The sequence below is a fragment of the Cryobacterium sp. TMT1-19 genome (genome assembly GCF_004403055.1).
In the GTDB taxonomy this organism is placed as follows: domain Bacteria; phylum Actinomycetota; class Actinomycetes; order Actinomycetales; family Microbacteriaceae; genus Cryobacterium; species Cryobacterium sandaracinum.
Genome location: NZ_SOHB01000067.1, coordinates 64,863 through 83,783, shown reverse-complemented (window position 1 = coordinate 83,783; position 18,921 = coordinate 64,863). Strand labels below are relative to the sequence as shown.

The following is an 18,921-nucleotide window of genomic DNA, read 5'->3' as shown; positions in this document are numbered from 1 at the left end:
AGCCAATACGCTGAGCGGGCACCGACACATCCCTTGGGGGGAACCAGCCATGACCAAATTCCGATGCACCATGCTCACCGCCACCGCAGCGCTCACACTCGCCGCACTCCTCACCGGGTGCAGTATCGCCGCCGGTGACGTCACCGCGCTCATCCCGAGCGCTGGTACAGCGACGGCAACCCCGACTCCCACGCCAGCCCCCGACGCTCTCGTCGGCGACGTCGTCACGGCGGACACGCCCCTCGCGGACGGTCAGCGCACGTACGCGATGGCAGACGGATCACTCGTCGTCATCTCGTCAACCGGCCCGGTTCCGGATGCTGTGCTCGCGGACGCCAAGGTCGGCGCCATGGTGTTTGCAACTACAGACCTGGACGGTGCTGCGCAAAACAAGTCAATGATCCAGCAGCAGGATTCTCTTGCAGAAAAGCTGGGAGGTACCAAGTCCATCATGATTCAGCAGACGATGGGGTTCACCAGAGACGATCCGCAGGGCGGCGAGCCTAGCCCGGTCTACGTCATGCTGATTGCCGGAAAATACGTGGATAGCTCCATCTCACATGACCCCGCCGCCGTAACTCAGACAGCCAATGACTACATCGCGAGTCACGGCGGAGTCGACGCCGGCTGGAAGATCCTGAACCTGTTCTAGGCGCTGTCCTGGCTGCCCACGGTGGGTACCTCGACGATCCCGCCCACCAGCAACACGCCTTGCCTGCCAGGCACCACACACTCAGCAACATCCCTTGGGGGGAACCAGTCATGAACACCATCCGACGCACCATCCTCACCGCCAGCGCAGCGCTCCTCTTCGCAGCACTCCTGACCGGGTGCAGTCCCGCCAGCGGTGACCTGGCCGGACTCATCCCCACTGCTGACCAGGGGGTGGGCAGCAAGACGGCAACTCCCACGCCGACCGCGATCCCCGGCGACCGCGACGGCAACGGCAGCCTGTCCGAGTTCGAGAAGCAGATCCTGGCCCAGAACGCCCCGCGCGACTACACGATGCCGGGCGGCAGCGTCGTCCAGATCGACCCGACGCAGCCGCTGCCTGCTGCTGTAGCGGCGCACATCGCCGGAGTCGCGACGCCGATCGTCGCGCAGCTCACTACAGCAGACGAAAAAGCCAGTGTGATCCGCGCGCAACTGGCCGCGCTGATCGCTGAGCAGACTGCGGCGACCGGCCGGGGGATCGTGATCTTCCACCACGTGTGGAGCGCCGGCGCCAACTGGGGCCCTGCCGAGTATTGGTGGGTGGGCGACTTTCCGGGAAAAACCTGGCCGGTCCTGGCAAGCGATGACCGGGAGACGAACCTCGCCGCGGTGACGGCGGCCGCCGCCGCCCGAAACTACGAGCTAATCGTCATCGACTGAAGCTGGTCGCCTCGGCTCGTCAGAGGTGCCATGCAAGATCGAGATACAGCGCTGACGCTGCACCAGCTAACTATCCGGGGGGATCGCACTATGGGGACCACGAGCACATGCTGACGTTGATGCACGCCTCGAAAGAGGAAATCACCCGAGCGCACCACGCGTATCTCAATGGGATCAGCGATGCGCAGGGCCGCATCCGCGAGCACCTCTGGGAAACCGGCGGTCCCGAGGCAGATGGCAGCATCGAGAGCCTCCGGGGCATCGGCCAGTGGTTCCTGGCGCACCTCCCGGAAACCGCCGAGCCGTTGGCTACATCGTGGATTCCGGCCTGGTGGGATCCCCAATCTCCGCCCGCTGGAGACGGCGTCGACACGCACGCCCCTTTCACCCGGCAACAGCTGCGCCTCATCGACGAGGTCCACGCCTACGTCGCCGAAGTCGTCATGACTCATGTTCCTGGAGCTGAATGGGTCGTGTACAAGGGCTGCAAGAAGGACGTGCGCAATGGAGACACCGTCATCCAGCTGAACAAGCGTCGCCAGTTCTATCCGTTGTCCCTTGTCTACAAGGCGGCTCTCAACGAGGTGCTGCTCGACAAGCCGGTGGAGGCGGCGCTCTTCTACGACGTCGTGCGGCAATACATCAGCGACGCGGATTGACAACGAGGTCCCGGCGCTGAGCCCGCGCTGCCGATCGGCTTACGGACACCCTCATTTGAGCATCGTGGGCTGCCGCCCGCCGCCCATCGACCAAGCCCGTTGATAAAGTCATCAACGCATTGCCTCAAGCAATTTGCTACCGTCACAGCATGAGCGCAACCGCAGTTCTGGCCTGGGCAGGGATCCTCGCGCTGTGGTCGGCCCTCGTCGTTTCATGCACTGTGCTCTTGGGTCGCGGCGCTTACATGACCATGTACTTCGCAGCATCGGAAGAGGCACTCGCAGAAGCCCGGACCGGCAACCTGTTGATCCTCGGCAGCTCACTTGGCCTGTTCCTCGCCGCGCTGTGGGCGCGACGAATGCGCGCGCCGCTGTGGGCGTGCATCCTGGTCGCTGTTCCGGCGGCGCTTGTTGGGGGGCTGACACTTCTTGCTGGCCGCAGACTCTTTCCAGAGCTCAGTTACCTTCTCGCGGTGCCCATTGCTGCTGCGGCCCTCATCAGCGTCCTGATCCTTGCCCGGCCGATCCGCCGCCACCCAGTGACGATTGAACGTGCGTCACCCAGGTCCGACGAGGCCTGACCGTGCAGCCATCGCAGTCACCTGGCCGGACGCTCCAGCCGAGAGTTACCTGAACACCTGATTCATTGCGGAATCACGTGACTTCTGGAGGTATCAGGTTCACAGCCCGCGTGGAGGGTTCGATGGATCTCGATATGCCACTTGTCTCTGTCTCCGGTCGAACCGAGGCGCCGGAGTCTGACACCCCTCGTACGATGTGTGTGATCAACCTCTCGAAAGCAGCGCGAAGGAGTCCGAATGCCCGACGCAATGATCCAGGTGCGAGTCGACGCCGACCTCTTTGAGGCCGCGAAATCAGCCGGCGCTGTCGCCGGCCGCAGCGCGGCGCACCAGATCCGCCACTGGGCCCGGATCGGGCGCGAGTTCGAGAACGCTGAGGACCTCACAAGACAGCCGACAAGCTAGAAAAGCTCGGCACCTGATCGCGACACCGGGCCCTCCAACCGAAAGTTACCTGAACACCTGATTCATTGCGAAATCGCGTGTCTTGTGGAGGTATCAGCTTCACAGCCCGCATAGAGAATTCGATGGGTCTCGCTTCCGCGACAATCTGGTCACGCACGCTCTGGTCGCTCGGGTCGCGCAGTTGTGGCACCGCACACGTCTGCTAACCATTGCAGGAGCTAATCACCACTGTTCTCGCTCTAATTCGTGTTTAGCGACAACAAGCACCATCTAAATGCGGTAAAGTTGTGGTTATGAACGCTGCGATCACCAACACCGCTTGGCCTCCACACGGGGTGGAGACTCTGCCCTGGCGTCAGCAGGTACGCGGCGGCACGCGTGAAGACCGGGTGCTGAGTTCGGTCGACGCGACAATCCCGCCACTGATCCAGACGCTCGACTACATGCCGCCTCTGGCAGTGTTGCTGCAAACCGAGAAAGCCCTTCTCGCCGTCGCGCAGGCTGACACGGACGCGGAAGGCCATGCTGCTGCATTGAGCCGTTTCATGGTGCGTACGGAATCTGTGGCCTCCTCGAAAATCGAGCGCATCTCTGCATCTGCGCTGGACTACGCCCAAGCGGTTGCAGGCAACCGGGGCAATGCCTCGGCGATGAGCATGGTCGCCGCCTCGGCTGCGCTTCATGAACTCATCACCACCGTTGAGCAGCACAAGTGTTTTGAGCTGGAGCACATCATCGACGCGCACCGCGCGCTGATGAAGGATGACCCCGACGAGGCGAGCTACGCAGGTCGTCTGCGGGACATGCAGAACTGGATCGGCGGAAGCGACTACTCACCGCGGGGTGCCCTCCACGTGCCGCCGGCGCCGGCGCGAGTCGCTGAGCTGATGACTGACCTGGTGGCGTACCTCAACCGCGACGACGTTCCAGTGATGGTGCAGGCCGCGATCGGCCACGCCCAGTTCGAGTCGATCCACGCCTTCACTGATGGCAACGGTCGTATCGGACGTGCGCTGGTATCCGCTGTACTGCGTCGCCGCGGCGTCACCCGTAATGCCGTTGTGCCTCTGGCCAGTGGTCTCCTCGCCCGCCGCGACGACTACTTCGCATCGCTCGGCGCGTACCGCCTGGGCGACCCTGCGCCGCTGGTTGACTTGTTCGCGCGCTCAGCGCGTGCTGCTGCCGAGTGCTCGCGCGGCACCATCGCTCGCCTGAAGGCGATGCCGGATCTTTGGGCAGCAGAGCTGCGCCCTCGCGCTGGATCTGCGGCCGCCGCACTGATTCCGGCGTTCTATGACCACCCCGTGATGAGTGCAGCCGAGATCGAGGCACGGTCCGGGTCCGTGGCTTCTCAGGCATACCGGGCCATCGACCAGCTCACCCTGGCTGGGTACATCCAGGAAATCACCGGGCGCAAGAAGAACCGAGTGTGGGCTGCGTCCGAGGCGCTGGCCGAGCTGGATGATCTTGACCGCCGCATCCAGGCCGCGATGATGGCGTGAAGTGGAGACTCGCGGACGCAACGCGCACCGAGGTTTTGTCTAACGGTGTCGAACTGCGGCATGCACTCGAGGAAAACATCTAGCCGGTTACGAGCTCGCTGTCTTGGCGAGAAAAGAAACTACTTCGCGGCGGGTGTCTGAGAAAGCTTGACGATCCACTTTGGCGTCTCCACGCCGACGCGGCGGTCTGCGTTCACTCGAACGCGCGCGGCTACGGCCTGAGCTTTCGGGCTAGGTCGGCTGTCGCTCTGACGTTGCTGAATCTCGTTGATCGTCATGGTGTGCCTCCTGTTCCTGTACTAATTATGCGCGGGGGAGCCTGAAAAAACCACGTATGGCACCAAAGATTCGAGCGCGGATGCCCGTTGGTATAGGCGCATCATCGTCGTCAGCGGACGGTGCTTCGCTGGCAGGTGCTTCGTAGGCAGGACCAGCGGATACTCCCGTGGGCCCCTTGTTCAGGAACCACTGCGTTGCCGCTTCGATAAACGCTCGTTCTGTCTTGGTCTTCGATTCGAGCGCGTCGAGCACTTCGAGACCGGTTATCTGCGTGGTCTCCTCCGCCGCCAGGGTCAGGTTTAATGCGTACTCGGCGCGCTTCCACCATTGCTCCTTGCGGGCGTTCTTCGTCGTCGCGATGTAAACGATAACGGCAGCGACGACGGCCAGGCACCCTGTGAACCCGGGAGACTGTGCGAAATCCGGGAACCAGAAGAGTTACGTGCCGCAGAAGTCGCGCAGATTGTCGAGTACCGGGCCCATCCGCCCAGCATGCCAGAGACAGAGAACGAGCCGGACGTAAATCCGCAATGACGCGCTGCCAGCCCCCTTTTTCTGCGCAGCCTCATGTCGGTTCAAGGGGGTGGTTTTTTACCCCCGATAATCGCACTTATCCCTACTATCGGCGTCAGACCGAGGCGTTGTAGGTCCGGTGGCTCGGTTAGCGCCAAAGGCGCCGCTGAACGACCGGCTGACCCCGGCACATGCGTACCGCAAGACACCCCTGTTTCTCATGAAATCAACGCCCGTAGGGTCGCTGAGACAAATCTGTCAGCAGCAATGCGAGACACACGAGATGCGACACTCTGGGAATCGCTGCCGGAGCCTCCCGACGTCGAGTGGCAAAGTCCCGTCGTTCGACCGTTAGATGGACAGCCAAGGTGACTGATGACGGTGGTCGCGTCGGCCTGGGCGAGATACCCGATATCGGGACCGCGCTGATCAGGCGACCTTCACCTGGCATTATCTCGGGCGGATATGTGCCACACCCCATGCTGGGAGGCCAAGGCTGTGCGCCTACGAATTGAGATTGTCCTCGACGTCCCATGAATAGACGTTGGTCGGACAATAGCCCTTGTGCATGAAGAAATCGATGACAAACTCGTGCCCGGATTCGCATCGAAAATAGACAAGGACGGTCGCCTCTCGGACTGCTGCCGCCCCCGGGTATCCATCACTTGGAGCATTCCTGCGGATGGCCTTGCCTGTTCTGATGTCGACATCAACGCTAGAGTCCGTGTCCGGACCACCGGGCGTCGTAACTCGGACTGACACGGGATTGACCTTGACAGTCGCGCATCGGGCGCATTGTAAGAACGCGATTTCAGGTAGGGAGTCGGGCGAGGGGCTTGCGTAAAGCAAGGGCACCATCTGGCCAATGGACATGCCCTCCGTTTTCGCCTCAACGTCGAGAGATATTCTCGGGTACGTCCCGCGCTGCTGGTTTGCTGTCATTCCTACTCCTTTGGTGGATTGCCGCGATTACGACGTTGCAGAGTTGCCGACACGCCCCTGGACTGCCGTTTCGAGAAGCCGCTCGGCCTCGATCTTTGGAAGGACTGCCGGCTCAGCCATCGGCCCAGATTCCGAAGTCTCCGACGTTGAGGATCGTTCGTGCCGCAGGAACGTTGCGGGTAATTGAGGGGATGGCTTTGCCGATCCAGTCGACGTTTGCGTGCCAGACGCCTGCCACGACCACGTGACGGAGTCGCGGATAGAGGGATCTCGCTCAACGAAACCTCACGATTTCAGACCCCGCTCAACCAGGTTGTGCATTGCCTGATCTTGAGCGAGGAAAATGCCAGCGATGTTCTCCGCCAAATTTTTTTGTTGGACGCCGGTGAGCTCTTCCCAGCGTGGCCGCTGCCCACTAGTCGCAGCCGATTGCTGTTCTGCCAGACACCGAGCTGTCTCGTCGACGAGTTTGACTCGATACAGGGGCCACACTTCGCGCCAGTTTGCTGCACTCATTTACTTCCTCTTGACCCGGATGAGCTGCGTGACAATTCACAGGCAGGAACTCCGCTATGCCCAATTTTATTCAGCGAGACCTTCGACTAGTAGTCAACTCATCTCTGAGCACAATCGGGCCTAGGTGAAGCTGATCAGACGCGCCCTATGTCGAGAACAGTCACCCAAACAATGCTCGACTTTGGCCATGCGAACTTCACGAGTTGGAACTTCACGAATTGGGCGTCCGTCAAAAGGCCAGCGCTTGCTACTTGGGACGCGCGCCGTGATTCCGCTCGCAGCCGCAGCACGTCACCGAGCAGATGAACTCGGCATGACTATGAGCGACTACGCAGTGTCGCTGATAACTCAGGACATCAATCGGCCGCAATTCGCTCCACATCTCGCAGACCAGAGCGACGACAAGGCTCGCATCCCCGCCGCCTAACTCGAAAGTGTCCGCCGCTGTCGCGATGGGCTTTTCTCGCCTTTCTCATGCGCCGGCATTAGGTACTCACGACCAATCGTCCGACTCGACGATCTCGATCACGTCGTGGACGTCGCCGCCGTGGCGGAGCCACTGCACCGGGGTCTGGGGGCCCTCGGCGACGAGGCTCGACTGAACCGTGGCGAAGAAGCCGGCCGCGCTTTGCCAAGTCCATCTCGGGGTAATGACCTGGAGGATCTCGGTGAGCCCGGGCAGAAGCTTGTCCGGCGATCCAACACTGAACTGCCATGTCGGGAAACGGAGCCGGCCTGATATTTCGATCGCATACAGGCGCCCCTCCGCGACGGCAGCGCGAACGGTTTCCTCGTTCCAGTCCAGGAAACCTGTGACGACCTCCATCGAGCTGGTTTCGAAAAGGCCCAACAGCCATCCCTCAGTTACACCAACCTGTAGGCGTCCTCGGTCCACGGCTGCCGACGTCTCGGCCCACTCTTCAGCGCTGAATGCGCCCGATTCGATCAGGAAGCGGACCTCGTTCCCGGACAGCCTCTCGAGTGAGATGGGCCTCATCGCGAGCAGCATGTCCGTGAGTGCTTCCAGGAAGTATTCCGGGTCATTCGCCAGTCGAGCCACGGCTTCTGCGAGGCGCCGGATGGCGTCCTCCGAGACATGTACCGCCCCCGGTCCCGAGCCAGTTCCGTTAGTGGAATCGGCGGGTGCTGGGGAGTGCGATTCCGTCATGATTCGAATGTTTGCATCCCCCGCGGGGGAAGGCAAGACTGATTGGCTTAGGAAAGCACACCCCGGCGAATTGGACCTGATGAGTGCTATATGACCCGATCAAAGTCGTATTCGAGTTCACATTCGCCATCAGCACCTACATTCGCCTGGTCAACGCAGGTGGGGCTAGAAGCACGAGGCAATCACTCGTTTACGAGTGGAACTGAGGACGGGCAACGTCTTCAGTTGGCTGGCGTGCAACCGATGAAATTGCTCGGAAAATTGGCAAAATTTCGTGCTTCTTGAGCGTTGCGCGACCACTTAGTTGCCAGTTCGTGGATGTCAGCTGCCCAGAGTCGGCCCCTCAGCGCTCTGCTCGTCCTCGACCTCGACGAGCTCCGCGCGGAAGCGCTGCAACCTTCCCGCGCGCATGGAATTCTCGCCGTCATCCTCGACGGCGCGGTGAAGGACAAACGGATCACGGCGAACCCGGCACGCGAACTCAAACTGCCCCGTAGGACCAGCGGCCGGCGCGCATACCTCTCGCACCAGCAGGTCGAGCGGCTGGCGGTGGAATCGAAATACCCTGATTTTGTTCGCTTTCTGTCGTACACCGGTCTCAGGTGGGGAGAGGCGACCGGGCTCAGGGTTAGGCACATCGACCAGGCTACGCGGCGCTTCCGGATCGAGGAAAACGCCGTCAGTGTGAACGGCTTGGTCGTGGTCGGCACTCCGAAGACCCACGAGTGCCGCTCGGTCGTCTATCCGGCGTTCCTGGACAGCGCGATCGCAGACGCGAGCCGGGGCAAGAGCGCCGACGCGCTTCTCTGGGGTGATGGCGTGATTCACCTGACCCAGGGCCACGCGCACAAGGGCTGGTTCATGGGCGCCGTGATGCGTGTGATTGCCGCGGAGGAGAAAGCAGCAGCAGAGGCCAAGCGCCTCAAACGGGAGGAGCCTCCGATCATGCCGCGGGTGACGCCGCACGACCTGCGGCACACGGCGGCATCACTAGCGATCAGCGCGGGTGCGAACGTGAAGGCGGTGCAGCGGATGCTCGGCCATGCTTCAGCCGCGATGACTCTCGATCGCTACACCGACCTGTTCGAGGACGACCTGGACGGCGTCGCTGAGGCACTCGACGTCGCGCGCCGCGAACGGCTCCAGCAGTAACGCAGCGGTAACGGAAAGTCTGCGAGCACCTGTTTTCTACTGTGAGCAAACGGGCGCTATATCCTCGTAAACCAGTCGATTCGGGGGTGTCGGGCGATGGACACTGACACGCAATATGGGTTCAAATCCCACCGGTACCGCCACAGGGTTGTTCTTAGAACTTATTGATTCTGGTCCTAGAACTAGTCTTAAAACGAATGGCCTCCGAGATTTCGGAGGCCATTCGTCGTTTCCGGCGTGGATTATCCTCGCGGGGAGAGATTTCCTGAACAGGATCCCCCGAAGGCAACGAGGGTCCCGGTCAAGTCACGTGAACGCCGACTGAAGCAACCTGCTTCGGCGTTGACTTGGTTCAGGCGCGCGCTACCGTGCGTGAGTGCGGGCGAAGGCGGATGCCGCGGCGACCTGCTCCGGCGCCGGCCGCACCCCGGTGTAGCGCTCGAACTGTTCCGCTGCCTGCAGAGCGATGACCTCGGCCCCCGTGATCACGGTCTTGCCTGCCGCGCGCGCGGCCAGGATGAGCGGAGTCTCCGCGGGCAACGCCACCACGTCGAACACGCAGGTCGCGTCGGCGATCGCCTCGGCGGAATAGGACAGGTCGTTCGCCTCGGCACCGCCGGTCATGCCGATTGGGGTGACGTTCACGAGCAGAGGTGCTGTGAGACCGGTCGGCTCGGCCGCCCAGCGGTAGCCGAGCTCGGTGGCGAGAGTCCGGCCTCGGGCCTCGTTCCGGGCGATTAGGGTGCCATGCTCGAACCCGGAATCGCGGAAGGCCGCGGCGACGGCCTTCGCCATTCCGCCGCTGCCGCGGAGCAGGAACGGAGTGGTCGGGTCGAGGGCGCGCGCGCGGATCAGATCGGCGGCGGCGATGTAATCCGTGTTCGAGGCCCGCAGGCAACCGTTGTCGTTGACGATCGTATTGATCGACGCGATGGCGCTCGCCGAGTCATCCAACTCGTCGACCAGGGCGATGACATCTTCCTTGAAGGGCATCGACACGGAGCAGCCACGGATGCCCAACGCACGCACGCCGCCGATCGCGGCGGCAAGATTCGTCGTGGTGAACGCCTTGTAGATGAAATCGAGCCCCAGATCGGCGTACAGGTAATTGTGGAAACGCGTGCCGAAATTGCTGGGCCGGGCGGCCAGGGAGATGCATAGGCGGGTGTCTTTGTTGAGCAGGGGCTGCAGTGTCATGCGGTCAAGTTTAGGAGCGGAAGCGCCAGCGGAAGCCCGGGTGGGAGGAGCGGGACCCAGTCAGCCGGCGGTGGACTCCCGCACGATCAGCTCCGGTTGGAACTCGATCTGCTCGTGCACGAAATCGTCGCCGCCGGCCGCTTCGCGCAGCAGCAGGTCGACGGCCGTGTGGCCGATCAGGGCGCTCGGCTGGCAGATCGAGGAGAGCGGCACGATGGCTGCCGCCGCGAAAGCGATGTCGTCGTAGCCGATGAGCGCCACTTCTTCGGGGACCCGCACATCGCCCAGCATGCTCAGGGCCTGCAGCACGCCGATGGCGAGCAGGTCGTTCGCCGCGAACACGGCGTCCGGCCGGTCGACCGGGTCGCGGGCGCGCAACTGCTCGCCTACGAAACGCCCCTGCAGCACCGAGAGGGACTCCGTGCTGATCACCTCGAGCGACACGTTCGGATGCTCCCGCACGGCCTGGCGCGCGCCCTCCAGCCGGTCGGCAACCTGACGGATGCTCTGCGGCCCACCCACGAACGCGATCCGGGTGCGCCCAATCGAGGCCAGGTGCTCCGCGGCGAGGTGCCCGCCGGCCACGTCGTCGACGGCCACGGAGGAGAAGCTGTGGTCGGCCGTCTGCCGGTCGACGAGAACGGTGGGGGTGCCGCGGGCGCGCAGCCGCACGAGCCGGTCCCCGACCTCGCCGAGCGGTGAGATCAAGACGCCGTGCACACGCTGCTCTTCGAACAGGTCGAGGTAGGCACTCTCCCGGTCGATGTTCTCGTCGCTGTTGCCGAGGAGCAGGGTGAGACCCTCTTCGGCGGCCCGGTCCTCGGCGCCGCGCGCGACATCCGTGAAGAACGGGTTGGCGACGTTGAGCACGACGAGTCCGATGCTGCGGCTGCGGCCGGCCCGCAGTTGCCGGGCAGCGTCGTTGCGCACGAAGCCGAGGGCGGAGATTGCCGTCTGCACCCGCTCCACGGTTGCCGGGGAAACCTTGCCCGGCCGGTTGAGCACATTGGAGACGGTGCCGACCGACACCCCGGCGCGAGCCGCGACTTCGCGCACACTCACCGTTGCCATCGTCACCCTTTCGCCCTGCGCTTTGCTGCCCCTAGGTGAAGTGTAGATCACCGCGCCGCAGATTGAAACGAATCAATACACGAGACCCATTCGAAGTCTCGGTCGAATCTCATTTGGGGAATTGCACTTTTTCTGCTGTTGACGGATGCCCCAACCTCACCCTATATTCGGTGAATACACGTTCTCTGAAACGATTCACCCTTGCCGGTGCCGTTGAGGCATTCGGACCGGTCGTCGCCCTCGCAGTCGGGAACATCGAAATCCTCCCCGGTTTGATCCATGCCCTGGTCGGCGAGAATGGGTCCGGCAAGTCCACCCTCGTGAAAATCTTGGCCGGGCTCTACCGCCTCCAGGCCGGTGAGTTCCAGGTCGACGGGCAGCCGGTGTCGTTCCGCGCCCGAGAATCGTGTCGCAGGTGAGCACCGACCCGTACGGTCCGTCAGTGGGCAGCGGCAAACACAACGAATCGGCTGTGTGCTCCGGCGTGAGCCGAGCGAACCGTTCGCTCGCCGCGGTGGGGTCCGCGCGGTGATGCGTGATCAGGATCGGGTCGATCGCGCGAGGCGGCCGCTCAGGCCCAGAGGCCGATGCTGAGCTGGAGGTGCGCGTGGCTGCCGAGCACCGCCTGCCCCATCGGGGCGATGGGAACCGGCAGCTGCCATTGCCCGTCGCTGGACTTGCCCGGTGCCCAGTCGAGCTGGTTGGGCAGCTCTGCCTGTTCGGCGATTCGACCGGCGAGGGTGCTGCTCCACTCCCAGGTCACGCTTCTGGCCGCGCCCTTGTCGTTCACCTCGACGTCGACGATGAGCGTGTCCTGCCAGTCCGCGATCTGCTCGAGGTGGTCCCCGAAACCGAGGATGCCGCCCGTCTCCTTGAGTGAGATGATCTTGAGGTCGAGGGCGTAGCGGCACTTACGCACGTTCTTCGGCTGCAGGAAGATTGTCATCAACGGGACCGGTGACAGGGGCCCGGCGATGCCCTTCTCCGTGGCGTTCAGATCGATCGGGCAATAATGATCGGCCGTCTGCTCATGAATAAGCACGGGCACGCCACGGATGGCCAGCCTCGCCTCGCCCTGCCAGATGCGGTCCCTGCGATCGAGCTCCACCCCGTGCAGGGCGACCTCCACCCACAACCCGCCGGACAGGAAGCGGGAAAGGTTCTGGTACGTTTCCTCGGAGTTGACCAGGCCGTATCGACCCGAGTGGGAGCGATGGATGTAGGCCCGCGCACCCCCGTACACGTACGCGTTGCGGATCGCGACGAGACCATCGCTCTGCACGCCCATGACCGCGGACGACAGCCCGGCGGCCACGGAATAGTCCCGTGAATTCGTGCCGACGATGCTGAGGATGCGGGAGGGAGGGAAGGAGCCCACCATGCGCCGGGGGTCCCACCGGCCCGTTTTCGGGTCGGTTTCCCGGGCAGGGTCGTGGGTGGCCGGCAGCATGTACTCCTGCATGTGCCGGGGGAGAAGATATTGCTGCCCAGTGGCCTGAACCGGTCCATGAGCCAGCTCCCGATCGGCCCGCCGAGCTCGGCGGAGATTCCTCCATGCGGGGTCCCGATCGTGCAGAGTTTCGACACCGCTTCGGCGGGGTCGGCCAGTTCGCGCTGCAGGACGGTGCGGCAGATCAGCCCGCCCATGGAGTGGGCCACGAGGTAGACGGGTGGTCCGCCGCGCGTCTTGGCTTGCACCAGATCGATGAAATCGACGAGACCCCTGGCCGCGCGGCCGATGTCGTACGATTGCGGCTCGACCCCGAATGTGTCCGATGCGGCGTCGTAGAACCGGTAGATCCAGACGGAGTCCGGTTCCAGCGAGCGTGGATCGGCATTGATCAGGACGTTCTGCTGTCAGTAAAGCCTCACACATAAATGACGGGGTAGCGCTCGCTCATCGCGTCTTCATTCGCGCGTCACGTGTCACGACAGGAGGTCTTGGTGGCACGATTGGAGGCGTTCGACAAGCGGATGACGTTCCTGAACCGATTTCCGCGCTTACCCCACGCCGAAACCCGTCGATAGAGAGTTGAGAGGTGCAAGACGATGGACACAGAGCCGCGCGAAACCGCAAACACGACCATCAGCCTACTCTTGCGCCACGTGCGTGAGCGCGGTGGGGAGGGAGCCGTCATCGAGGTGCTCGCCCGGGCGGGCGTACAGCAGGATGCAAAGACTCTCCAGAACACGTCCGCGTGGGTCAGCTACGCCACCCGAATCCGGCTGTTCGAGGCCGCAACCGCGGTGCTCGGTGACCCGAACACCATGTTCACCGTGGGCACCGGTGCGGTCCGCGGTGACGTCCAGCCCGTGCTGGTGCAGCTCCTGAGTGTGTTCGCCTCACCTGGAGCAATTTTTCGCCAGCTGCCACGCATGGTGCCGAAGTTCACCACAACGTCGACGATGGATGCAGTCCGGGTCGGACAGACCAGCGCGACCGTGCGCTACCGCCTCCACGACGGCTATCGTCCGTCCCGACTCGACTGCCAATACGCCCAGGGACTGTTTTCGTCCGTGCCGGCCATTTTCGGACTCGCCCTTGCCCACATCAGCCACCCGCAGTGCCAATCGGACGGCTACCCGGCGTGCGAATACGTGCTGACCTGGTCAACGCGGGTGCGTTGGTGGTCGTGGCGCACGCGGAGTCGCTGGGTCGACGCATCCCTCGGCGTACTGCGCGACAAGGTGCGGGAGGTGCAACTGGCCGCGGCTGACCTCGTTAGCAGCGACGATGTCGACGAGGTGCTCGCCCGAATCGTCGATCGCGCCGCCTCCGCCGTGCTCGCGCCGTCGTACCTCCTCATCGTCGAACCTGCCGGGGGCGGCGCGCCGCTGGTCCGCCACCGAGGGCTTGGCGACGAACGTGGCGCCGATCTCGTGGCACGGATGCTGCGCGGCGAGCAACTGGGCGAGCGCGCGCTGGTCGTCGACATCGCATCCAATCGCAGGATCCACGGGCATCTGGCCGCCGTGTTCACGGAGGGACACACCGCGATGCTAGGAGATCGGGCCCTGCTCGAGGCCTACGCCGGACACGCGGCCGCGGCCCTGGACCTGTTCACGGCGCTCGAGGAATCCCGCCGGGAGGGAGTTCGCACGGCCGCACTGCTCAACCTCGCCCACCAACTGGCGATCAGCGACAGCGTCGAGGCGATCGCGGAAGTCATCGCGTCGGCACTGGCGGCGATCGTCGGCAGTGACGCGGCATCCGTTCTCCTCTGGGACGCCGACCTTGGTGAGCTTCGCCCTGCCTCAGCCGTCGGTTTCGAGCCTGCCGATCGCGAATTCTTCATGCGTACGACGCTGACTGTGGAGCAGACGCCGGAGCTTCTCGGCGTTCTCAGGCGGCAGGAACGCGTTCTGATCACGGCTGACGACGCCAGCCCGGCCCTGGCGGAGCTGCTCCGTGCCATCGGTTCACACAACGTGGTCGCCGTCCCCCTTCTCGCCGGGGATATGTTGATGGGCGTCGCGACGGCCTGCTGGGTTGCCCCCGTCGCGGCCGAGGTCCTGGCGGAGGCCATCACCCTGATCGAAGGTGTCAGCCACCAGGGAGAAACGGCCATGCAAAGGGCCCGGCTGCTCGAGACCGTGAGGCACCAATCCCAGCACGATGCCTTGACGGGCTTGCCCAACCGAGCGCTGTTCGCGCTGCTGCTCGACACCGCCTTGGCAGAGTGCCAGCCTCACAGCCGAACGGCGGTGCTGTTCTGCGACCTCGACAACTTCAAACGCGTCAATGACCGGCTGGGCCATCGCGCCGGGGACGAGCTGCTGCGGCAGGTCGCGGCTCGCCTGCGCGCCGAGGTTCGAACCAATGACACTATCGGCCGCCTCGGCGGCGACGAGTTCGCGGTGCTTGTCACCGATCTCGACGGCGAAGATTCGGCCATCGAGCTGGCCCACCGAGTAGTCGGCTGCCTGAATCCCCCTTTCCACCTGGCCGGCCAGCACGTGCGCATCTCCGCCAGTGTGGGTGTTGCCTCGCACAGTGGACAGGGGGGTCGCGGCGAGCAGCTCCTCGACGCGGCCGACGCCGGGATGTACGACGCAAAGAGAACGGGACGGAATCAGATCGCCGTCGCCCGCACCGAGGTGCCGGGCAGCGCATCATCGAACCCGGAATCACCGGGGGACACCGACACGTCACTGCTGGTCGAGCTGGCCCGTGCTGTCGAGGCAAACGAGATGAGGCTCTACTACCAACCTGTCGTGGACATCTCCCGTTTCGGCGAGGAGACGGTGGTGGGCGCGGAAGCCCTCATCCGCTGGGCGCATCCGCGACTGGGCGTTTTGGCCCCGGGCGCCTTCTTGCCGCTGGCGCAGGAACGCGGCCTCATCACCGAGATGGATCTGTGGGTGATCGCGACCGCGTGCCGGGACGTGGTCGAGTGGCCGCAGTTGGGCGCTCGGCCTCTAGGCGTCGCGGTCAACCTCGACGCCGCCACCCTTCTGGACTACCGACTCGTGTCGACGGTTCGCACGGCTCTCAACCGCAACGACCTCGCACCGGAGCGGCTCACCCTCGAGGTGGTGGAGAGCAGATCACTGGTCGACCTCCCCGGCATCGTCGAGCGCCTCGTGGAACTGCGCCGCCTGGGCATCCGCATCTCCCTGGACGATTTCGGCACCGGCTTCTCGACCCTGGCCTGGCTCAACACCCTTCCCGTCGACCAGATCAAGATCGACCGCAGCTTCATTCAGGACCTTCCCAACGCCTCCTCCGTCTCCCTCGTGCAGGGAATCCTGGCGCTGGCGTCGAAGCTCGACGTGGAGGTGATCGCCGAGGGGGTGGAGACCACGGAACAGCTCGACAGTCTCCGCACCAGCGGCGCCGTGCTCGCCCAGGGCTACCTGTTGGGCCGCCCGAGCGCGACCTGGGACCCGATGGCTGGAAGCGCGGTTGCGGCGGCCCGACGCGGGGCATAGCGCACGAGTCCGGGCGTGCTCGCCTCAGATCGCGGCCTGGCCGCCGTCGGCCGGCAGGACGGCCAACTGGTTCATCCGTTCGGGGACACATCGCTCGCGATGACCCTGGCACCCTCGATGGCGAAACGGATGGCCGGGGCCCGGCCGATCCCGGACCCCGCACCGGTCACGATGGCCGTCTGGCCCTGCAAACGGTACGGGGCGAATGCGGGTGCCATGGAGTCCGGACGAGCTGGCGCTGATCGCCCTGCGGCTCTCCCGGAAGCGCGAATTCGATGCCTGCAGCAGGGCGGACGTCGCATCCGCCGCCAGGGCCAGCCGGCGCACCCTGTTCCGTCACGTCACGTCATGTCTAGGTCCGATGGCGGCACACGCCTTGTCGGCGGCGGCTGATGCGGCCCCGTTCTGGTGGGTCGAATTCAGCGTTGGCGAACAGCAGGCGCTCGTCGGTCAGGTGATCGATCGGATCGGCCGTGCTCTGGGCGACTGAATGCAGTTGGCAAGCTCAGGCCAGCATGCTGCGCAGCATCCACGCCGTCTTCTCGTGCACGTCGAGGCGACGCACGAGCAGATCGGTGGAGACCTGGTCGGGCGCACCCTCGGCGAGGGGCAGCACCTCCCGGATGGTGCGGGCCGTGGCCTCGTGGGCGGCGACCAGACGACGGAGCATCTCCGGGGCATCCGGCAGGTCGGTGTCCTCGCGCACGACGGCGAGCTCGGTGAACTCACGGTAGGTGCCCGGCGCCGGGGTGCCCAGTGCACGGATGCGCTCGGCGATGTCGTCGACGGCCAGGGCCAGCTCGGTGTACTCGTCCATGAACATGGTGTGCAGAGAGTGGAACATGGGGCCAACGACGTTCCAGTGGTAGCTGTGAGTCTTGAGGTACAGGGTGTACGAGTCCGCCAGCACCCGGGACAGGCCGTGAACGATCTTCTCGAGCTGCTGATCCGGGATACCGATGTCGATTATCTGACTCACTGGTGACTCCTTAGGTCGTGTGGGTATTCACGCTACACACCCGGGGTGTGACGCCGCCGTGAGGACCGGTGGCCAACCGGAGTGACCGCGAACCCGGTCAGTCGATCCGGGCTACGGTGACCGCGATCTCGGTCACGACCGGGTTGCCGTTCTGGTCGAGCTGATCCGTGACCGCATCGTGCACGCGGCGGCTCACGTCGGTGGCCGCGAAGGGTGCGGCGACGCCGATCTTGACCGCGATCTTCAGGCCGCCCTCCTTCTCGGAGACGGAGACGGAGCTGGTCGACTGCGGCTTGCCGGTCACGGCTTCGACGGTGGTTGCGATCACCGAGGCGACCACGGTTGCCACGAGCGGGGCTGCCGAATACAGCGCATCCACGCCGGGGACTGCCAGCACCGCCCCGTCGAGTTGAGCGGTCAGCTGGGCCGGCGTCCCGGGGTCGGGCGGCGGCGCTCCAGGTGCAAGGGCGTCACTCATCGCTGCTCGCTTTCGCCGGCGGGAATACGGGTTGGTACAGGTCGCGGATGGTGATGTCGACGGCCTCGACGGCGAGTTCCGTGTGCTGGCTAAGTGCGGTGTAAAGCGCCTCCCGGAGCTGCTCGGCGAGCGGTGGAATGTTCTTGCCCTCCAGAACCGTGGCATCCACGCGCACGCTGACGGGTGCGCCGGGCTCGCTGACCTCGCCGTCGAGGCGGCACCGGCCGACGATGATGTTCGGCACGCCGTCACCGGCGGCACGCAGAATGCCGCGCACCGCACCTTCGGTCACGCTCAGGCGAGCGGTGGGGGAGGGGTGGCTGATCGGGATGTCCCGGCCCGCGCGCGCCTCCAGATTGATGTGCTGCAGAATCGAGTTGACCCAGCTGTCCTCGCGCTCGGATTCGCGCTCCACGTCCTTCCGGAGCAGGGCGCGCTGCGTGCGCCGGAGCCGCTGCATGCCGCGCAGGGCGATCTCGCACTCGGGGAAGCCGTCGATGCTCGGGTCGGCCGGGGTGCGGTCCCGGTCGAGGTAGTCGCTCAGTTCTTCGAAGGTGTGGCCCGCGAGCTCATCGGAGGGGTTCATCATCGCCATTCCTCCATCTCTTGGAGCAGAGTCTTCCGAGCTCGGGCGAGAAGCCCACGAACCGTTGAAACGGGAACTTCCAGTTCCTCCGCGATCTCGCCGTAGCTGCATTCCGCGAGTTCTCGCAGCATCCAGCAACGGCGCTGGTCCTCCGGCAGATCGCCGAGGACACGCGTCAGAGCTTCGGTTTGAGACTCCACCTCCGCCAGTCTATGGGGGGAGTGGCTCTCCGGTGCCGGGGCGTCGGTGAGATCGACGTTGAGGTGCGGACGCCGGGCACGCAGCCGGTCGACGCTTTTCCGGCTCACGATCCGCATCAACCAGCTCCTGACGGCGGCGCCGTTGTCGAGGGTGGGCAGCTGCTGCCAGGCGGTGATGAAGGACTCCTGAACGACGTCGTCCATCTCGTCATTTGATCCCAGGACCCGGCTGGCATACACCCGCATCAGCGGGCCGTAGCGACGCACGAGCACCTCGAACGCCCGAATGTCCCCGTCGGCGGCGCGGTCGGCCAGGGTCTGGTCGGTGAATGACTCAAGCGGAGATGCGAGCGGTGCCCGGATGGGGGTCGTTGGCATCATTCCTCC

General features: G+C 64.4%; 21 protein-coding genes and 1 pseudogene. 10 read left to right on the top strand and 12 right to left on the bottom strand.

Going from position 1 to position 18,921, the window contains the following annotated elements:
- The first annotated feature begins 49 nt into the window (after nucleotides 1-49).
- The 6 genes from E3T40_RS15435 (at nucleotide 50) to E3T40_RS15410 (ending at nucleotide 4,521) form a co-directional block, all read left to right on the top strand.
- A complete protein-coding gene (locus E3T40_RS15435; RefSeq protein ID WP_104195019.1) occupies nucleotides 50-652 on the top strand; it encodes a hypothetical protein in 603 nt (200 codons plus the stop codon).
- A gap of 110 nt (nucleotides 653-762) precedes the next feature.
- On the top strand, nucleotides 763-1,374 hold the full coding sequence (locus E3T40_RS15430) for a hypothetical protein (protein WP_104195018.1): 612 nt from the start codon (nucleotides 763-765) through the stop codon (nucleotides 1,372-1,374).
- 107 nt (nucleotides 1,375-1,481) lie between these two features.
- Nucleotides 1,482-2,033, top strand: coding sequence for a hypothetical protein (locus E3T40_RS15425; protein ID WP_104195017.1), 552 nt, complete (start codon nucleotides 1,482-1,484; stop codon nucleotides 2,031-2,033).
- Nucleotides 2,034-2,182: 149 nt separating this feature from the next.
- Nucleotides 2,183-2,614 carry a hypothetical protein gene (locus E3T40_RS15420; protein ID WP_134544671.1) on the top strand — a complete coding sequence of 144 codons (432 nt, stop codon included), beginning with the start codon at nucleotides 2,183-2,185 and terminating at the stop codon, nucleotides 2,612-2,614.
- Between the two features lie 237 nt (nucleotides 2,615-2,851).
- Nucleotides 2,852-3,019, top strand: a complete 168-nt coding sequence (locus E3T40_RS15415; RefSeq protein WP_104195015.1) for a hypothetical protein — start codon at nucleotides 2,852-2,854, stop codon at nucleotides 3,017-3,019.
- A 293-nt stretch (nucleotides 3,020-3,312) separates the two neighbouring features.
- Complete coding sequence (locus E3T40_RS15410) at nucleotides 3,313-4,521, top strand: Fic family protein (protein ID WP_166786662.1); 1,209 nt, start codon at nucleotides 3,313-3,315, stop codon at nucleotides 4,519-4,521.
- Between the two features lie 119 nt (nucleotides 4,522-4,640).
- Here the strand turns inward: E3T40_RS15410 and E3T40_RS16475 are convergent, their stop codons facing one another.
- The 4 genes from E3T40_RS16475 to E3T40_RS15395 form a co-directional block, all read right to left on the bottom strand.
- The gene (locus E3T40_RS16475; RefSeq protein ID WP_158252064.1) at nucleotides 4,641-4,799 is read right to left on the bottom strand and encodes a hypothetical protein; all 159 of its coding nucleotides are present in this window, start codon (nucleotides 4,797-4,799) and stop codon (nucleotides 4,641-4,643) included.
- 1,018 nt (nucleotides 4,800-5,817) lie between these two features.
- Nucleotides 5,818-6,255, bottom strand: a complete 438-nt coding sequence (locus E3T40_RS15405; RefSeq protein WP_134544668.1) for a hypothetical protein — start codon at nucleotides 6,253-6,255, stop codon at nucleotides 5,818-5,820.
- 285 nt (nucleotides 6,256-6,540) lie between these two features.
- Nucleotides 6,541-6,771 (bottom strand): hypothetical protein, encoded by a 231-nt coding sequence (locus tag E3T40_RS15400; RefSeq protein ID WP_134544665.1) that lies wholly within the window; start codon nucleotides 6,769-6,771, stop codon nucleotides 6,541-6,543.
- A gap of 493 nt (nucleotides 6,772-7,264) precedes the next feature.
- Nucleotides 7,265-7,831, bottom strand: a complete 567-nt coding sequence (locus tag E3T40_RS15395) for a hypothetical protein (protein WP_134544662.1) — start codon at nucleotides 7,829-7,831, stop codon at nucleotides 7,265-7,267.
- Nucleotides 7,832-8,257: 426 nt separating this feature from the next.
- Between E3T40_RS15395 and E3T40_RS15390 the strand changes: the two genes are divergently transcribed.
- Entirely contained in the window at nucleotides 8,258-9,091 is an 834-nt protein-coding gene (locus tag E3T40_RS15390) for a site-specific integrase (protein ID WP_104195013.1), read from the top strand.
- A gap of 363 nt (nucleotides 9,092-9,454) precedes the next feature.
- On the opposite strand, the gene E3T40_RS15385 is transcribed toward E3T40_RS15390, so the two are convergent.
- Both E3T40_RS15385 and E3T40_RS15380 read right to left on the bottom strand, forming a co-directional pair.
- Nucleotides 9,455-10,288: a shikimate 5-dehydrogenase gene (locus tag E3T40_RS15385; RefSeq protein WP_104169515.1), complete on the bottom strand. Its 834-nt coding sequence runs from the start codon at nucleotides 10,286-10,288 to the stop codon at nucleotides 9,455-9,457.
- A gap of 60 nt (nucleotides 10,289-10,348) precedes the next feature.
- Complete coding sequence (locus tag E3T40_RS15380) at nucleotides 10,349-11,359, bottom strand: LacI family DNA-binding transcriptional regulator (protein WP_104195012.1); 1,011 nt, start codon at nucleotides 11,357-11,359, stop codon at nucleotides 10,349-10,351.
- Nucleotides 11,360-11,529: 170 nt separating this feature from the next.
- Between E3T40_RS15380 and E3T40_RS16630 the strand changes: the two genes are divergently transcribed.
- On the top strand, nucleotides 11,530-11,778 hold the full coding sequence (locus tag E3T40_RS16630; protein ID WP_304481852.1) for an ATP-binding cassette domain-containing protein: 249 nt from the start codon (nucleotides 11,530-11,532) through the stop codon (nucleotides 11,776-11,778).
- A 152-nt stretch (nucleotides 11,779-11,930) separates the two neighbouring features.
- Here the strand turns inward: E3T40_RS16630 and E3T40_RS17220 are convergent, their stop codons facing one another.
- A complete protein-coding gene (locus E3T40_RS17220) occupies nucleotides 11,931-12,821 on the bottom strand; it encodes a hypothetical protein (protein ID WP_104195010.1) in 891 nt (296 codons plus the stop codon).
- A 587-nt stretch (nucleotides 12,822-13,408) separates the two neighbouring features.
- Between E3T40_RS17220 and E3T40_RS15360 the strand changes: the two genes are divergently transcribed.
- Nucleotides 13,409-16,291, top strand: a complete 2,883-nt coding sequence (locus tag E3T40_RS15360; RefSeq protein WP_104195008.1) for a bifunctional diguanylate cyclase/phosphodiesterase — start codon at nucleotides 13,409-13,411, stop codon at nucleotides 16,289-16,291.
- 83 nt (nucleotides 16,292-16,374) lie between these two features.
- Here E3T40_RS15360 and E3T40_RS15355 read toward each other — a convergent pair.
- Nucleotides 16,375-16,509, bottom strand: a pseudogene (locus E3T40_RS15355) (SDR family NAD(P)-dependent oxidoreductase); the annotation flags it as partial.
- Here E3T40_RS15355 and E3T40_RS15350 point away from each other — a divergent pair.
- On the top strand, nucleotides 16,503-16,781 hold the full coding sequence (locus E3T40_RS15350; RefSeq protein WP_134544659.1) for a hypothetical protein: 279 nt from the start codon (nucleotides 16,503-16,505) through the stop codon (nucleotides 16,779-16,781). The pseudogene E3T40_RS15355 and the gene E3T40_RS15350 sit on opposite strands and share 7 nt — an antisense overlap.
- 15 nt (nucleotides 16,782-16,796) lie before the next feature.
- Here E3T40_RS15350 and E3T40_RS15345 read toward each other — a convergent pair whose 3' ends face one another.
- The 4 genes from E3T40_RS15345 to E3T40_RS15330 form a co-directional block, all read right to left on the bottom strand.
- Nucleotides 16,797-17,270 (bottom strand): Dps family protein, encoded by a 474-nt coding sequence (locus tag E3T40_RS15345; RefSeq protein WP_104102258.1) that lies wholly within the window; start codon nucleotides 17,268-17,270, stop codon nucleotides 16,797-16,799.
- A gap of 97 nt (nucleotides 17,271-17,367) precedes the next feature.
- Complete coding sequence (locus tag E3T40_RS15340; protein ID WP_134544657.1) at nucleotides 17,368-17,748, bottom strand: hypothetical protein; 381 nt, start codon at nucleotides 17,746-17,748, stop codon at nucleotides 17,368-17,370.
- Nucleotides 17,741-18,337 carry an Asp23/Gls24 family envelope stress response protein gene (locus E3T40_RS15335; RefSeq protein WP_134544654.1) on the bottom strand — a complete coding sequence of 199 codons (597 nt, stop codon included), beginning with the start codon at nucleotides 18,335-18,337 and terminating at the stop codon, nucleotides 17,741-17,743. The genes E3T40_RS15340 and E3T40_RS15335 overlap by 8 nt, the downstream gene beginning before the upstream one ends.
- Nucleotides 18,334-18,912, bottom strand: coding sequence for an RNA polymerase sigma factor (locus E3T40_RS15330; RefSeq protein ID WP_104195091.1), 579 nt, complete (start codon nucleotides 18,910-18,912; stop codon nucleotides 18,334-18,336). The genes E3T40_RS15335 and E3T40_RS15330 overlap by 4 nt, the downstream gene beginning before the upstream one ends.
- Between the last annotated feature and the right edge of the window lie 9 nt (nucleotides 18,913-18,921).

Coding starts and splice junctions, on each gene's coding strand:
- E3T40_RS15435 (WP_104195019.1), top strand. CDS start 50: ATGACCAAATTCCGATGCACCATGCTCACCGCCACCGCAGCGCTCACA.
- E3T40_RS15430 (WP_104195018.1), top strand. CDS start 763: ATGAACACCATCCGACGCACCATCCTCACCGCCAGCGCAGCGCTCCTC.
- E3T40_RS15425 (WP_104195017.1), top strand. CDS start 1,482: ATGCTGACGTTGATGCACGCCTCGAAAGAGGAAATCACCCGAGCGCAC.
- E3T40_RS15420 (WP_134544671.1), top strand. CDS start 2,183: ATGAGCGCAACCGCAGTTCTGGCCTGGGCAGGGATCCTCGCGCTGTGG.
- E3T40_RS15415 (WP_104195015.1), top strand. CDS start 2,852: ATGCCCGACGCAATGATCCAGGTGCGAGTCGACGCCGACCTCTTTGAG.
- E3T40_RS15410 (WP_166786662.1), top strand. CDS start 3,313: ATGAACGCTGCGATCACCAACACCGCTTGGCCTCCACACGGGGTGGAG.
- E3T40_RS16475 (WP_158252064.1), bottom strand. CDS start 4,799: ATGACGATCAACGAGATTCAGCAACGTCAGAGCGACAGCCGACCTAGC.
- E3T40_RS15405 (WP_134544668.1), bottom strand. CDS start 6,255: ATGACAGCAAACCAGCAGCGCGGGACGTACCCGAGAATATCTCTCGAC.
- E3T40_RS15400 (WP_134544665.1), bottom strand. CDS start 6,771: ATGAGTGCAGCAAACTGGCGCGAAGTGTGGCCCCTGTATCGAGTCAAA.
- E3T40_RS15390 (WP_104195013.1), top strand. CDS start 8,258: ATGTCAGCTGCCCAGAGTCGGCCCCTCAGCGCTCTGCTCGTCCTCGAC.
- E3T40_RS15385 (WP_104169515.1), bottom strand. CDS start 10,288: ATGACACTGCAGCCCCTGCTCAACAAAGACACCCGCCTATGCATCTCC.
- E3T40_RS15380 (WP_104195012.1), bottom strand. CDS start 11,359: ATGGCAACGGTGAGTGTGCGCGAAGTCGCGGCTCGCGCCGGGGTGTCG.
- E3T40_RS17220 (WP_104195010.1), bottom strand. CDS start 12,821: ATGCAGGAGTACATGCTGCCGGCCACCCACGACCCTGCCCGGGAAACC.
- E3T40_RS15360 (WP_104195008.1), top strand. CDS start 13,409: ATGGACACAGAGCCGCGCGAAACCGCAAACACGACCATCAGCCTACTC.
- E3T40_RS15340 (WP_134544657.1), bottom strand. CDS start 17,748: ATGAGTGACGCCCTTGCACCTGGAGCGCCGCCGCCCGACCCCGGGACG.
- E3T40_RS15335 (WP_134544654.1), bottom strand. CDS start 18,337: ATGATGAACCCCTCCGATGAGCTCGCGGGCCACACCTTCGAAGAACTG.
- E3T40_RS15330 (WP_104195091.1), bottom strand. CDS start 18,912: ATGCCAACGACCCCCATCCGGGCACCGCTCGCATCTCCGCTTGAGTCA.